The organism is Nitrospira sp. BLG_2 (assembly GCF_049222245.1).
The window spans coordinates 1-14,307 of sequence record NZ_JBLYIG010000101.1 but is presented as its reverse complement, the minus strand read 5'-3'; the positions used below and the strand labels follow the sequence as shown (position 1 = coordinate 14,307).

14 protein-coding genes are annotated in these 14,307 nt (G+C 53.1%); 10 read left to right on the top strand and 4 right to left on the bottom strand.

Translation table 11 applies throughout. From position 1 onward, the window contains the following. Positions 1–529 precede the first annotated feature (529 nt). From ACOSYY_RS03015 to ACOSYY_RS02985, 7 genes are all read left to right on the top strand, one after another. Positions 530–1,051 (top strand): DUF4062 domain-containing protein, encoded by a 522-nt coding sequence (locus ACOSYY_RS03015; protein ID WP_421660793.1) that lies wholly within the window; start codon positions 530–532, stop codon positions 1,049–1,051. 419 nt (positions 1,052–1,470) lie between these two features. Beyond that, positions 1,471–2,184, top strand: coding sequence for a hypothetical protein (locus ACOSYY_RS03010; RefSeq protein ID WP_421660792.1), 714 nt, complete (start codon positions 1,471–1,473; stop codon positions 2,182–2,184). 580 nt (positions 2,185–2,764) lie between these two features. Next, positions 2,765–3,055 (top strand): hypothetical protein, encoded by a 291-nt coding sequence (locus ACOSYY_RS03005; RefSeq protein ID WP_421660791.1) that lies wholly within the window; start codon positions 2,765–2,767, stop codon positions 3,053–3,055. 144 nt (positions 3,056–3,199) lie between these two features. Continuing rightward, positions 3,200–3,367: a hypothetical protein gene (locus ACOSYY_RS03000; RefSeq protein ID WP_421660790.1), complete on the top strand. Its 168-nt coding sequence runs from the start codon at positions 3,200–3,202 to the stop codon at positions 3,365–3,367. Positions 3,368–3,394: 27 nt separating this feature from the next. Next, positions 3,395–4,048 (top strand): DUF2459 domain-containing protein, encoded by a 654-nt coding sequence (locus tag ACOSYY_RS02995; RefSeq protein ID WP_421660789.1) that lies wholly within the window; start codon positions 3,395–3,397, stop codon positions 4,046–4,048. Between the two features lie 143 nt (positions 4,049–4,191). Then, the gene (locus tag ACOSYY_RS02990; protein WP_421660788.1) at positions 4,192–4,596 is read left to right on the top strand and encodes a hypothetical protein; all 405 of its coding nucleotides are present in this window, start codon (positions 4,192–4,194) and stop codon (positions 4,594–4,596) included. Positions 4,597–4,642: 46 nt separating this feature from the next. After that, on the top strand, positions 4,643–5,494 hold the full coding sequence (locus ACOSYY_RS02985; protein ID WP_421660787.1) for a prohibitin family protein: 852 nt from the start codon (positions 4,643–4,645) through the stop codon (positions 5,492–5,494). Between the two features lie 193 nt (positions 5,495–5,687). On the opposite strand, the gene ACOSYY_RS02980 is transcribed toward ACOSYY_RS02985, so the two are convergent. Next, positions 5,688–6,305, bottom strand: coding sequence for an MlaC/ttg2D family ABC transporter substrate-binding protein (locus ACOSYY_RS02980; protein ID WP_421660786.1), 618 nt, complete (start codon positions 6,303–6,305; stop codon positions 5,688–5,690). Positions 6,306–6,373: 68 nt separating this feature from the next. Continuing rightward, positions 6,374–6,574, bottom strand: coding sequence for a dodecin family protein (locus ACOSYY_RS02975; protein WP_421660785.1), 201 nt, complete (start codon positions 6,572–6,574; stop codon positions 6,374–6,376). Positions 6,575–7,003: 429 nt separating this feature from the next. Here ACOSYY_RS02975 and ACOSYY_RS02970 point away from each other — a divergent pair, with 429 nt between their 5' ends. Further along, positions 7,004–9,379, top strand: a complete 2,376-nt coding sequence (locus tag ACOSYY_RS02970; protein ID WP_421660784.1) for a PAS domain-containing sensor histidine kinase — start codon at positions 7,004–7,006, stop codon at positions 9,377–9,379. Further along, positions 9,376–10,029: a response regulator gene (locus tag ACOSYY_RS02965; RefSeq protein WP_421660783.1), complete on the top strand. Its 654-nt coding sequence runs from the start codon at positions 9,376–9,378 to the stop codon at positions 10,027–10,029. Before ACOSYY_RS02970 ends, ACOSYY_RS02965 begins: the two co-directional genes overlap by 4 nt. A gap of 1,042 nt (positions 10,030–11,071) precedes the next feature. Here ACOSYY_RS02965 and ACOSYY_RS02960 read toward each other — a convergent pair. Together ACOSYY_RS02960 and ACOSYY_RS02955 are read right to left on the bottom strand one after the other, a co-directional pair. After that, positions 11,072–11,863: an MlaA family lipoprotein gene (locus ACOSYY_RS02960; protein WP_421660782.1), complete on the bottom strand. Its 792-nt coding sequence runs from the start codon at positions 11,861–11,863 to the stop codon at positions 11,072–11,074. Between the two features lie 969 nt (positions 11,864–12,832). After that, positions 12,833–13,777 carry a glutathione S-transferase family protein gene (locus tag ACOSYY_RS02955; protein WP_421660781.1) on the bottom strand — a complete coding sequence of 315 codons (945 nt, stop codon included), beginning with the start codon at positions 13,775–13,777 and terminating at the stop codon, positions 12,833–12,835. A gap of 291 nt (positions 13,778–14,068) precedes the next feature. Between ACOSYY_RS02955 and ACOSYY_RS02950 the strand changes: the two genes are divergently transcribed. Further along, positions 14,069–14,307, top strand: a 239-nt coding sequence (locus tag ACOSYY_RS02950) for a hypothetical protein (RefSeq protein WP_421660780.1), incomplete at its 3' end; no start/stop codon positions are given.

The window sequence follows — 14,307 nt, the reverse complement described above, 5'->3', positions numbered from 1 at the left end:
GCGGAGCAAAAGGAAACTGAGAATCTCATGACGGGAATCCTAGACCTCTGCGAGCTCGATCATCTTCAGTTAAAGAGGTCGGTTACCCGGTCGAGTGCTGGGGTGTGCAAGTTGCCACTTCGCAAGTGCAAGTGAAGGTGTGCTCGGCTGAGAATCCCTATGACACCCAAATCCTGCGGTCAACCTGGAGATTTAAGAGACTGGCCTCATTTTTATCGATCTGCATAAAACCTTATTATAAGTCTCATGGCCGTATCAAATGGAACGCCAGCAGTTATGGCATTATGCTCGGAAACTTTTAGTGGCCCATTAGCGGACAGAACAGGCAAATCGGCTGCCGCACGGAACACGCATAAACATTGTGGCGAGTCAGATATGGCGTTAGCGAATCGTTCCTGCGACGAACAGGACCGAATTGGCGAAGCACTTATCAAAATCATGGACAATTCCTTTGCGCAGAATGGTGAGGAGGTTCATTCATGCCAATCGCTCAGGGGCTTTCCTGCAAGTCTCAAGTCGGTAACTAGATATGCCTAGTACCCGAAAGATTATCCGCGTATTCCTGACCTCAGCTGGCGATCTTCAGGAAGAACGAAAAGCCATTCGCGAGGTGGTTGTCGAATTCAACGAATCTTGGGCAAACGATCTAGGCTATCAAGTTGAGCTGATTGGCTGTGAAGAAACCGTCTCAAGGTTCGGCCGGCCACAGCATCTCATAAACCAAGATGTCGATCGGTGCGATCTATTTCTTGGACTAATCTGGAAGAAGTGGGGTACGCCGCCAGACCACGGAGGAGACTACTCTTCTGGTTTCCAAGAGGAATTCGAACGGTCGATGGCAAGGCGAGTGAAGAGTGGAAGTCCTGAGATCTCGCTTTTTGCCAAGCAGATTCCAGCCGAGTATATGGTGGATCCGGGTGATGACCTGAAGAAAGTTCTAAAGTTTCGGGATGCGATCACCGCAGACAAAAAGATTCTATTCAGAACTTCTCGACATCGCGAGATCGAGATATGGAAAGGCTCGCGCGAAAATGCATCACTGCGTATGTGATTCGCGTCAAGGCAGAGGACGAATCATCAGAACCCGATACAATACGGGTGAAACGGGATTGATCTACTTCTAGAGATACAAGAGAAGACAACAAAGGGAGCAAGTCGTCTTCCCTCTCTACTAAGAGTTTCCGGTTTCTTGAGACATTTGTCGAAACACTCAAGAAGCAGAATTCCCTGGATGCGCTGCATGCTAGTGATATCGCACGGTTCAGGTTGCTAGCCAATTCATTATATAAACCGGGCAACGAGGAGATGGATCTGGGTGTGTATGGCATCAACATCCTCTTCGCGGCACACAACGAAGGGATGGAGCTGAGAGAGAGAGAGAGAGAGAGAGAGAAATACGTTGTCTAGCTCGTTTAGGTTTTCAGCATCTTGCCGACGAGAACATACCCTTGTGGTGCTGGTATTCGGCTCTTGCGCATCCGCCGTTTAGCTGCCCTCTCTTCATTTCTGGGAATCAATGACAACGAAAAGGTTGGCGCGATTTCTGTGTTGACCGCACTGGCTCTTGAACTCCCTCCTGACATAAAACGAGACAGGGTCATCGACGTCTGGTTCTCTGATGACTCCTCGGTCAGAGTACGGACGGCAGCTCTAGGATATCTCGCCAAGTACGATACTGCGGAAGATCTGGAGGCTGCCAGGAAAGAATATGATCGGAGCGATCACGGGACATCTCGTTGTGCACTTGAGTGCATGGGTGAAATTCTGCTCCGAACTGGTCAAGCCAAGGTGGCCCAACAGGTTGTCCTGGAGTCACAGTTCGAGACGCTCAACGCCGAGTTGTTGAGGTCCGTACTATCAGGGTTCGAAGGCCTGGAAACTCCCGCACTGCTTCTTAGTCTTGAACATCGCAACTCAGAGGTTCGACTGCGTGCAATGAAGTTGTTGCATGGTCGGGGTGCATTGAATATCGGTATGGTTGAGCGGCTAACCGAGGATCGTGGTGCTTTAGTGCGCAATCAGGCTGTCGCGGCGCTTTTGGAACTTGGGAAGCGGCTTGGGGAAGAGGAGATCAAGAAGATCCTCATCACGCCACATAAGCAACCTAGATTTGGTCTTCTGGGTTTAGGCAGCGCAGCCAATCCAGACAAGGCGGGAGAGGATTCTTCCACCAGTACCAGTTAAATGTGTTGAAAGGTCTCTCTGAGACGGAGTTGGAGAAGAGAGTTAGAGCAGGCTTCGTGTATGATGATGTGTACTTCGCACTCGTGGAGAGTACTTCAGAAATCATGCCGATGAACTTCGGCGTAACGTGGATGACAAGTTTAGTTCGTACTTGGAGGAGCGAATTCGACGGATGGAGGTTGCATTTGGTGAAAGCTCTTCCCTTCAGGATGTCATTAGGAAGACGAGAAGCGTGGAAGAAATTCTGCGTAAAAATCTCACGAGGCAAGGATTGAATCTAGTGTGTAAGCGCAAAAGCCTGAGGATTTGCACAGGATACGGGCGAACCTCCGAGACGGCTATGTAACGGCCTCGAAGCTCGACGCTAGGTATCTCGGAAGACACGGAGAGTGATCTGATATACCTATCCTTGTAAACGCCAAGGGGCCAGTTCTCGGTGAGACACTGCTTACAATGTCGGTTGATGAGGAATATCAACTTGAAGTAGCGAAGGCCATAACTTTAATCGGCAAGAAGCATTCAGTCTCAGATTTTCTTTCTCTTGAGATGCCAGCGGATGTATTAATGAAAGTATCAAACTATGCCCGGAATCCCGATTGCAAAAATATCAGGAGATGCATTACTCGCCCTGTGTAACCACGAATCAAAAGAAGTTCGTAAAGCAGCCGTTGTCCAGGCTGTTCGGGCGCTCCCTGTAAGGAGGATTAAGTCGATTCTTCGCGAATATGCCAGCAGCGACAAGCATCGCTATTACAATATTATCCATTGGCTGGATCTAGGGGCGTCGATGAATCGGGATGACACAAGAAAAGTGACACAGGTGCTCGGTAATTTCTCGGCGGATGATCACAATCATGAAGTATGTGGATGAGTTCCGCGATCGCGCTGTTGTGGCCACGTTACCGGAGCGGAATAAAAAAGACGGTGCGTCGTACTTGGAAACTTATATTAACCGTCAATGAGAACGGTCGCCCATCATCTACTAGGATGATAAACGCTATTTATGGAGGCGGAGATGAATCGTCATCTGCTGCTAGGGTTGATCATCATTGTTTTGTTCGTAACGACCGGTTGTCCTCCTCGCCAGCCGCCCCATACGCCTCAGCCATATAGTATGAAGGCCGACCCGGTCGTCCGTCCGTCTTCAGCACATGGCATTGAAATCTTCGGGCAGCGACTTTAACGCGTCGTTGATCGGAGTCAGAGGCATGTGATTGTCACTCTCGTGCAACCGACCAGCCACGGCATAGCGGTTCCGATCGCCTTCTCGACAATCGTACTGCTCACTGCCTGCGCCTCACCGGTCGAAGGCTTGTGGCCGCCTGCACCAGACTCTCCTGCTCGGGACGTCATTGTCTCGCTCGATACATGGCATGCGATGATCGCTTTTCCTCGTGAATACGAAACTGAGGACTCAGCACTCAGCTCTCACCACTTATATGAAGAGTGGGGTTATGCCGAGCGTGCTTGGTATGTGGAAGGAAAGACTGGTTTGTCCGGAGGCGTGCGGGCTTTCTTCTGGCCGACCGAGGGTGTCGTCGAAATCGGGTACTATGATCGCGTGTGGAAGGAGCGCACCCCGCAACCGCCTGCCGAGCTGTTTATGTTTCGCGTGAGCGAGGAGGGCTATCGGCGATTGCGCCTACACCTGTATTCAACCATGTTGATGGAGGAACCAGTGGTCGTTTTTGGACAATCAACGTTCTATCCCGCGAAACGTTTCTACCATCTCTTTCACACCTGCCATCAGTACACCGCGCGCGCATTGCTCGAAGCCGGGTTGCCGATCTCGGTGTTCGGAGCTTTCAATCGGACAAGCCTGGCTTGGCAACTGCAGCGCGCAACAAAGTTTGCCGCGAAGTAGCCGACGAAGGGAACGATCAGTTCGGTTAACGAACACTCGCCACGTATGCCGCACCATTGAAGTATTGCGTGTAGTACAATCATCTGGACGCAGTTCCTCACTCAGTCGCTAAAATATACTCGGCGCGGGAGCGGCAAGAGGCAATGATGGTTCGACCCGTCCATCAGGGTTGTAGGCACAAGAAAAATCCTAAGCGCCGTCAGTATGCCGCTGTCTCCGGGAGTGGCATCCTATTGCTGTATCTCTTGGGGCTCGGCGGGTGCGCTTCCACCGAACCCCCCGACATGAGTTCCTACGATTCCGACCAAGACCAAGCCGCCATCGCCGACCTCTATCGGAATCAAGCCGGGGCGATGCGCGAGAAGGCCCAGGCGCAAACGACCGCGGCGGCGCGGTATGAAGCCCTCTTTGGGCTCGAGGCCGATCTGGTGAGCGGGGCCCGGTTGTTGGCGGACTATTATGAGCAGACCGCCAAAGAGTTCGACCGGCTCGCCGAGGCGCATGCATCCGCGGGGAGCACGCGGCCACGCCCGAGGAGGGGCCGCTAATCATGCCGATTCACCGACCTACATGACACCGCGAAGAGGAGGAATTATGTACCAGGCTGTGACAGCGTGTCTCTTGCTTGTCTTTATCCCGCTCCTGATGGTCTTGCAGGGCTGCAGTAATACCGTGAATCCGGGAAGTCGAGGGTTGCGATGGTACCCTCTCACCACCGGACTGGGGAAGGAACCGCTCAAGGAAGGATTCTACTGGCGAGCGCCCTGGAATGATGTCTTGGTATACGACACGAAATGGAAGACCTTCAAGGAAAAAGTGGATGTGCTGACCGCGGACGATCTTCCGGTGACCGTGTATGCCGCGATTACCATGCGCCCCATCACGGAGGAGATCTATTTTCTGGCCCAGGAAGTGGGGCCGGAGTGGTACCGGCAATTGGTGCAACCCCAACTGTTGTCGGCGGTGCGGGCAGTGGTTGCCAACTATGCTATGGTCACGCTGCCCGAGCGCAGCAGCGAAATCGGCAATAAGATCGAGGCCGTCGTTGTCGAGGCGTTGAAAGGACGCCATTTGGACGTCTACAACGTAGCGCTTACGGAAATGGAGTTTTCGCAAATGGTGTTGCGAGCCATCGAGCAGAAACAGGCAAAGGAGCAGGAAAAAGAGCAAAAGGACTTCGAGGTCGTGATTGCGCAGCGCAACGCCGACATTGCCAGGATTCAGGCCAAAGGCGAGGGAGATTCATTGAAAATTCGCGCGGAAGGCGAAGCCGACAGCTTGAAGATCCGGGCCATAGGTCAATCGCAAGCACAGGAAATCATCACCAAAACTCTGACGCCGGACTACTTGCGGTTCAAGTTATATGAAAGTCCCAACGCCAAGACGATCATCGTGCCTGAAAAGCTCAATGTTCCGATGATTGTCAACCCTGGCGGCGATCGATAGAAGTCTAGCGGTGGTTGTGAGTGCCATTGATCGACAGCATAGCCAGCGCAACAGGATCGGGCGATAGTCTAGGGGACGAGGAATGAGCAGCACGGGATGCGGTGTTCGCCTATGTGAACGCGACGGCTGGGTATGGGGTCCGGGAGGGGACGTCGGCTGATCTTAATCGAGGTGTTGGAACTCGAAGCCTGCATCATGGCTTGCTCTTTGTTTCCGGTGTGAGGCTGTGTTCGCGCAATTTCTTTATGAGCTCATCATAAGAGCTTTCGCGAATAATCTTCTGAAACTGGCTCCGATAGTTACTCACCAAACTTACGCCGTCTATGATGATGTCATAGGCGGACCACCGACCATCCTTCAACAAGAGGCGGTAATCCATCGGAAGGGTCGTTTTGTCCGACCGCAACTCGGTCCTGACTTCCGCATACGATCCTTCGATCCGCTCCGACACGTAACCTACGTCTTGTTTTTGCCCGGTATAGTCTTCAATTCTTCCGGCATACTTATCGGAGAGAAAACTTTTGTAGACCTCGACGAACTCCTTTCGTTGAGCTTCCGTCAGCGGCCTCCAATAGCTCGCCAACACTCGCTTCGACATTTCCGCATAGTCAAATCTACCGGCGGCGATCCCTTCGAGCATGCGACGGCGCTGCGCGTGCTTGGCCGGATGTTTCAGGGAAGGGTCTTCAAGAATACGGAGAACTTGGGTGACCGTTTCGCGCACCGCTTCCGTCGGGGTTTCTGTAGCTTGCGGGAAAGCGGTGCCGGCAAAGCACCACACAAAAACGCACACAACGGCCGCAGGCCACACTGAACACCCTGCAACTTGCCGACTCCTTACGGGCCACTGAAGCATGAAGTGTAGGTGCTCGTAACCGGTCAATCCAATACGAACGTCACCTTCAAATCTACACGATACAAAGTCACCTTGCCATTCTCGATCACAACATGCTGTTCCTTTAGCCAAGCCGACTTGATGCCGTGGACGGTCTTAGATGCTTTGGCGATTCCTTGGACAACGGCATCTTCGAAGCTTGTGGGTGATTCGGCGCTGATCTCAATAATTTTAGCAACAGACATGAAACTCCTCCTTTCCAGTCATAGGGCATATACGCGGTTGATGGTCCGTCATTTCCATATGGACGGCTTGAATCCATGATCGAATGTTCAGCAAGGCCGACGCCAGGATAAATTGTCCCTGGTGATTCGGTACGTACGCGATATCTCAGGGGTTATCGAGAGTCTGGCAATGAGGGCACATATGATTGGGGAACTTTGCTACAGGGAGCGAAGGAGAGACTGTCGCAATAATGCGCATTCAGCGTAAATGAATAGATCGGACTGGCATGCTCCCCTTGTGACGCTGAGGCTCTTCTCTAACGCATAATCCGCTCGAGAATCGCCCGATTGTCAGGAGGGGCATAAGTTATTTGTAAACCTAAATAGCTATCCTAATAAATTCAGTGTTGCGACGATTGTGTAAGAGGCCTAGAATAGTTTCCTCTGGAAATGCTACCCAACGCCGACAAGAAGAAGCGTGGGGCCGGGGCGCGGCTGCTTTCACAGACTCGCCTTACCAAGGCAGGAAGGGAGACTGCGTCCGAACTACAGGACGATTTCTTCGCCGAAGCCTTTCACCTAAGTTCTCACCCGATCGGTATCACGGAGCTTGAAACCGGGATCTGTCTGGAAATCAATGACGCCTGCCTGGCAACATTCGGCTTTTGCCGTGATGAGGTTATCGGAAAGACGACATTGATGTTAAGAATCTGGCCCGGCCCTCATGATCGGGCCAGGCTCATCGATCGGTTGAAATCAGAAGGGTCCGTCCAAAATCTGGAAGTCTCGATGCGGATGAAGAGCGGTGAATTGCGGCAATTCCTCATCTCCACGGACCTGATCACGCTCAGGGGGAAGCGGTGCCTTCTGACGATCGGCAACGACATGACCGAGCGGAAGAGTGCTGAGGAGACCCTGCGCCGGACTCATGACGAATTGGAGGAGCGCATTCGGAAGAGAACGGCGGATCTCGAGCAAACCAATGCCGCGATGCGGAACAGCGAAGATCGCTTTCGTTTGTTCATCGAGCATGCCCCGGCAGCGATTGCGATGTTTGACCGCGACATGCGCTATCTGGCGGCGAGCCGCCGCTGGATGGAAGAATACCGGCTTCCCGGGGATATTCTCGGTCGATCGCACTACGATGTGTGCCCCGAGATTTCACCACGATGGAAGGAAGTCCATCGTCGCGGTCTGGCCGGCGAAGTGCTGAGCGCAGACGAAGACCAATTCGTTCGATGTGACGGCACAACGCAGTGGATGACCTGGGATGTGCGTCCGTGGTTCTGCGGCGATGAAGTATGCGGAATAGTGATCGCCACGGAAGATGTGACGGCCCGTGTGGAGGCCAAAAACGAACTGCATGAAAGGGAGGAACGGTCCGATCAGGTCATTCGGTTGGCCCACTTCGGCATTTTGGATCATGACCACCGGACGGGGAAAGTGTACTGGTCTCCGGCCATGCGAGAAATCTACGGAGTTGGACCCAATGATCCGGCTTCGATGGAAAAGTATATGCTGCTACTCCATCCGGAAGACCGCGATACGGTCCTTCTGGCCATCAAGCAAGCCCAAGATCCCGCCAGTGACGACCTCTTCTCGGTAGAACACCGTGTGTTGCGCCGTGACGGCAGTGTCAGGTGGGTGAATTTTCGATCATGGACGTTATTCGACAACGAGGGACCCGAGCGTCGCCCCATTCGAACTTTGGGGGCGATGATCGACATCACGAAACGCAAACATGCCGAAGATGCTCTGAGAATGAGCGAGCGCCAGTTTGCATCCTTTATGGACAATTTGCACGGTTTTGCGTGGATCAAAGACGCCGGGGGACGACACCTATACGTCAACCGGCTCTTTGAAGAGTCCGTGCTCAATGGATTGGATTGGAAAGAAAAGACGGCTGGTGAGTTATGGCCTGAGGAGATCGCCGCACAGTATGAGTTTAACGACAGGAAAGTTCGGGAGACAAGGATTCCTCTGCACACAGTCGAGCAATTCATCCAAAACGGGGAGGTTCGACACGCGCTGGTGAGCAAGTTTCCCATTGTCGATCACAAGGGAGCGCCCGTGCTGTTGGGCAGTGTCGCTGTCGACATCACTGAACGCAAGCAGACGGAAGAGGCGCTCCATCGCAACCAGCTGGAATTGCATCAGCAGCAAGTGCAACTGGAAGAGCTCACGTCCAAATTGCTGACGGCGCAAGAGCATGAACGGCAGCGTATTGCCCGAGATCTGCATGACGATGTGAGCCAACGATTGGCTGCCTTGGTCCTGGAAGTGGCATCCTTGGAGCGACGCCCGTCCGTTGTACCGGCTGAACTGGCTCAAGCGCTGAGACCACTCCGTGAGCAATTGGAGCACCTTTCCGACGATGTGCACACGCTCGCGTACCGGCTTCATCCCTCGCTGCTGGAACATGCCGGATTGTGTCCGGCAGTTGAAGACCATATCCATCAGGTTTCCCGGCGCACGGGCTTGCCCGTCCATCTGAAAATTCTTGATGTTCCGAATGCGGTCCCTCTCGATCAAGCGACCTGTCTCTTTCGGGTCATGCAGGAAAGCGTCCAGAATGTGGTGAAACATGCGCAGGCGACGACCGTGACGGTCCAATTGCGCGGGTCGTCAAAGGGCCTCGGTCTGTCCGTCATTGACAATGGGAAGGGGTTCGACCCACAGGACCTGCGTGCTCATCAACAGGGACTGGGCTTGAGCAGTATGGAGGAACGACTGCGGCAGCTGCAGGGATTCTTTCGAATCCAATCTCGGCCATCCCACGGCACAAAGGTCTGTGCTTGGGTGCCTTGCGAGGTGGAGGTCGCATGAAACGTCCCCGAATCCTGATGGCAGACGATCATGCCATTGTCTTGGCCGGACTTCGGAAGTTGGTGGAAACCGAGGGCGAAGTGGTCGGCATGGTGGAAGACGGACGATCATTGGTCGAGGCGGCCCAGCAGCTACGCCCCGACATTGTGTTGCTTGATATTTCGATGCCGTTGCTCAACGGGTTGGATGCAGCGCGTCAGATAAGTAAGCTGGTGCCGGAGAGCAAGCTTATCTTTCTGACGATGCATGCCACCCCTACCTATGCAACCGAAGCCTTTAAGGCAGGGGCCTCCGGCTATTTGATAAAACGGTCCGCCGCAGTGGAGCTCAAGCAAGCTATTCAGGCGGTGATGCGGGGCCAACACTATATGACCCCGCTTATCACGAAAGATGTATTGGCGGCGACGCTCCAATCCCCGGAGGATCAGCCCAGCAAGCCTTTAGTGACCCATCTCACACAGCGGCAACGAGAGGTGCTACAGCTCGTAGCCGAGGGAAAAGGTACCAAGGCTATCGCCTCGATACTGAATATTTCCGTAAAGACGGTAGAATTTCACAAGTTTCGCATTATGGGTGAACTCGATCTCCACTCGACCGCTGAGTTGATCAAATATGCGATCGCCGAAGGCCTTGTGAGCGTGTCATCGTAGGCGCGTACCCGCCAATACGGTCCGAGTAACTCTAGTAATCTCCCTTCATCATTCTAGGGTGTTCCCTAGTTCACAAGATCCATCCTACTTCCTTACCATTAATGAAGCGTCATTCTAACTAAACATCCATTGAATCCTGTGGGATCCTGTTTGGAGAACTCGTGCAAGTTTCAGCGATCATAGACCGTGTCCATGATGCGTTAGAGCAGTTTGGTGCTACTTGCTCAATGGAAGAAGTGGTGGGACTTTGCCCGGATCTGACGTGGAACCAAGTGTACCTCGCCATTGACTATTTGAACAAGACAGGAAAGGTCTCTGTGACCCTAGACCCAAATAGGACATACGCGGTCAGGATTTATCCACCACCAGGTGAGACTTCTCAATTCTCACCTAGCGACGATCACGCCCATAGTAACGCCTGGTAACTTACTTGGTGCCCTCATTCATGCGAGAGATGCGGTGGGTCGGCCGTTCTACCGCAGCAACGCACCATCATTCCTGAGTCTGCATCGAGCAACTTGACAGGAATATTTTGTCAGGAATAAATTTAGCGGAGTCGTAGGTTCCCAAAGGGGTCAAGGGCCGAGTTGTTGTCTGACATCAACCCTGTGGTGTCATTCTTCACCTTTGTCCAGGGAATGTTGTCTATTCGGTCTCATCCTTGGGAGGTGTGCTGTGGTGTTCCACTTCGTTGCGTGACGGGTCCGAACGAAAGGAGTAACCATGGATAGTACCTTTTTGATGTTTGCCGTTGTGATGCTCGTAATCTTCATCGGCGGCATCATCGTGTACAAAAAGAGCTAATCTTCGCTCTATCATCCATCTATCTCATCTTGCCGGTGGCTCGGCAGCTGGTGATCCACTAAAGAAAAATCTTCACGCATGCTGAGCTAACACTATTTGTGTGTCTTTTCCTGAGCGGGTTACCCGATCTGATGGGACTCTCCGTACTTCGTAGCGTAGGCAGGGCCATTACGCAGGCAGGAGATGCGGTGACATCACCGGGTTGCGTAGGCGATCACATGACCACGGATTCGATGGGCTATTCTTGAATTGCTTTGGCTCGCTTTTGGAGGTAAGCATTACGAACCGCCGCATAGAGATCCACGGTGGATTCTTCCACACCCTGAAACTTTTCAAGGTTCAGCGAACGTTCGTTCACTATCTCGGTGCCGCGCGCAGTGATCAGAATCAATGAAGTCGTCAGCCGATTATAATGAGGGATCACCGAAGGAATTGCCCCAATTTCAATGATCGGTAGAACCAGCCAGTAGATCGGATTCAAGGCGATGTCTCCGACGTAGCCGACAAGGTCTCGAACCGTATAGGGTTGCAGAAAAGGCAACACGACATAGGGCCCTGGTTTGATTCCATAGAATCCAAGTGTCTGGCCGGTGTCTTCTTCCGGCGTTGTGAGATTGAACCGCTGAGCCACGTCGAAGAATCCGGCGATCCCGACCGTTGTGTTAATGACAAATCGCCCGGCTTCTATTCCCGCTCCTTTGAGCTTCCCCTGGAAAATATTGTTCATGAAGCGCGGTGTCACACGAGTGTTGTAGAAGAAATTGCTGATGCCGACTTGAACCATGTTCGGGACGACGAAGTTATAGCCCTTGGCCACCGGCCTCAGCAGCCAGCGGTCGAACTGCCGGTTGAATTCAAACACCTTGGCATTAAGCGGCTCCCAAGGGTCATACTCCTCAATTCCTTCTTCGCCGGGCTGGGCAAACGGATCGAGCGGTTCTTCGGAAAAGTCTTCGTGGGCCGGTACAGCCGAGGGGGTAATCTTGCCGGAGGCGTCCGCAGTAAGAAGAACTGGCGGAGCGTTCGGCACGACGCCGGGACTCAGTGAGCTTGCCGTGCCTTTTGAAAAAGCACAGCCGGAGAGTACAATCCACGAGAGGGCAAGGACGAGTCCACATTCTCTTTTCCTGAAATAGACCGGCCTACACACAGCTTTTGTACACATTCTTAGGATACCCTTTTGAGATTGATCGAATGAGCATCGATCACGCGGCCCGCACTGTACCAAAAGCCGAGTCACCCGCCAATCATTTATTTCTTGCTTGTTCTCTTCTACAGGAACCGACGGACCGCGGCTTCCTATCGCGACATCGACGTGATATCGCCATCTGAGCTTTCACAAACCGTAGACGGGTATTGTCGCAGTGGACGGCGCTCCGTCATCCTGATCGTCAATAAAGGAACACCGAGCTGTCGCGCGCGTTTCTCATGGGTCGCATCTCAACTGGACTGGCTCAGCGGAGCGCCTGTCGGGTCCTTGTTGTAAGATGAGCTATGTGTAGTGCCGTATCTGCAGCAGAGTCGTTCCTCGCCCCACAACGGGGGCGAGGAAGAAATCAGTCGGAAGATGAGGCTCAGCGAATCGGCAGCATCACAACCATTGAGTAAATGGGATACGGGTTATGATGCCGCTCATCTGCATGCCTCAACCCTTAGAGGGACGCCTCGATCCTTAGACAGTGTTATACGCTCTTCTTGTAAACGACTATCCCGCCGAGGAGAAGCGCGCCCATCACTAATGCGAACAACCACATCATATCCATAACAGCTCCTTTCATTAAGGACCATACGCGATTCTTGTCGTCAGATAGGAGCAACTCCCGTGCTTGACTCGTCCGAAGAAGACTGTTCAGAACAACTAGACGGGATATGATGTTTCGATGACGGCTTTGCTCTAGAGGTCAGCATAGTGGGGACAATAACCTCAAAGCTGTCCATTAGCTTGGACAATCATAGGGAAAGATCGATCACCGACACTGCTTTGAAGAAGATTCCGCCGTCAGGCCAAATGGCCGCGTCCAGGGGGTGTGGACAAATCCTGATCGGGGCCGAGCGGGACGATACGGGTAGGATTGATGCCGTCGTGTGTGACGTAGTAGTGCCGCTTGATGTGGTCAAAATTCACCGTTTCGGCAATGCCGTCGGTTTGATAAAGATCTTTGAGATACCCGAAGAGATTCGGATAATCGATGATTCGTCGGACGTTGCACTTAAAATGTCCGTGGTAGACCGCATCGAACCGAACCAATGTGACAAAGAGGCGCCAATCGGTTTCCACGGATTCGGGTCCGAATAAGTAACGGCGGGTTGCGAGACGCGCATCGAGCTGATCCAACGCGGCAAACAATCGCCGCGCCGCTCGTTCATACGCATGTTGGGACGTCGCGAACCCTGCTCGATAGACCCCGTCGTTCACGTTTTCGTAAATGAAGGTGTTGAGCTCGTCGATCTCTTGCCGCAGGCCATCCGGGTACAAATCGATCGGGCTTTGGGTGAATCGATTGAATTCGCCGTTGAAGATCCTCATCAGATCGTCATCGGAGTTCGTCACGATTCGTTTAGTCGCGCAATCCCAAAGTACCGGAACCGTCATGCGCCCGATGTAGCGTGGGTCGGTTGCCTCATAGGCTTCACGCAGAAACTGAAAGCCGTTGATCCGATCGAGAGAATGCTCTGAGCCTTCGCGAAATGCCCATCCTCGCTCGTCACGAATAGGATCCACGACGGTCATGCCGACCACATCTTCAAGCTTCTTCAACTTGCGCACGATGATCGTGCGATGGGCCCAAGGACAGGCCCATGACACGTAAAGATGGTACCGGCCGGCGGCGGCGGGATAGCCGGAGCTGCCGTCGGCGGTGACCCATTTCCTGAACGCGTCCGGTTGGCGTGTAAACTCACCGACCGGCGATTGTTCGCCTGGAAATTGAGCACGAATTTCCATACAGGGTCGCTCCCTTTCGGAATGAGTATCTCATATTCACAATCAATGGTGTGAAAGACTCTCGGTGCCTGAACGTCGCGTTTTGCCGCCGTCAAAGGAAAGGGGAAAATGAAACCTGTGCCTCAACGGCGCGCTGTCACGGTCACATCCACGCTTCCCACCGCCATGAATAGCCAGGCACTAAACTTGTAGTGCTTGATAGTAGGCCGCCAAGCCGACCCAGATGTGATTCCTTCGCCGGCAGACGAGCTGATCGGCAGGGCGAGCTTAGAACGGGGAGGGGTCTTCCTTATGAGATATGTGTCGGTGAGAATGATCTTGTTGTGCGTCTTCTTGGCTATGGGCGTGGTGGCTCATGCGGCCGGCTCCGGCGAGCAGGATTTTTCCAAGGGAGAGAACCTGCTGAAGCAAAAGCTGTATGCAGAGGCACGTGCATCGCTGGAAGCCGGAATACAAAAGGATCCGTCGAATGTACAGGCTCATGTAAACCTGGCTGAAGCCTGCCGAAGCGTAGAAGCCTGGGCTTGCGC

Coding starts and splice junctions, on each gene's coding strand:
- ACOSYY_RS02955 (WP_421660781.1), bottom strand. CDS start 13,777: ATGGAAATTCGTGCTCAATTTCCAGGCGAACAATCGCCGGTCGGTGAG.
- ACOSYY_RS02990 (WP_421660788.1), top strand. CDS start 4,192: ATGATGGTTCGACCCGTCCATCAGGGTTGTAGGCACAAGAAAAATCCT.
- ACOSYY_RS02970 (WP_421660784.1), top strand. CDS start 7,004: ATGCTACCCAACGCCGACAAGAAGAAGCGTGGGGCCGGGGCGCGGCTG.
- ACOSYY_RS02975 (WP_421660785.1), bottom strand. CDS start 6,574: ATGTCTGTTGCTAAAATTATTGAGATCAGCGCCGAATCACCCACAAGC.
- ACOSYY_RS03015 (WP_421660793.1), top strand. CDS start 530: ATGCCTAGTACCCGAAAGATTATCCGCGTATTCCTGACCTCAGCTGGC.
- ACOSYY_RS02965 (WP_421660783.1), top strand. CDS start 9,376: ATGAAACGTCCCCGAATCCTGATGGCAGACGATCATGCCATTGTCTTG.
- ACOSYY_RS03000 (WP_421660790.1), top strand. CDS start 3,200: ATGAATCGTCATCTGCTGCTAGGGTTGATCATCATTGTTTTGTTCGTA.
- ACOSYY_RS02985 (WP_421660787.1), top strand. CDS start 4,643: ATGTACCAGGCTGTGACAGCGTGTCTCTTGCTTGTCTTTATCCCGCTC.
- ACOSYY_RS03005 (WP_421660791.1), top strand. CDS start 2,765: ATGCCCGGAATCCCGATTGCAAAAATATCAGGAGATGCATTACTCGCC.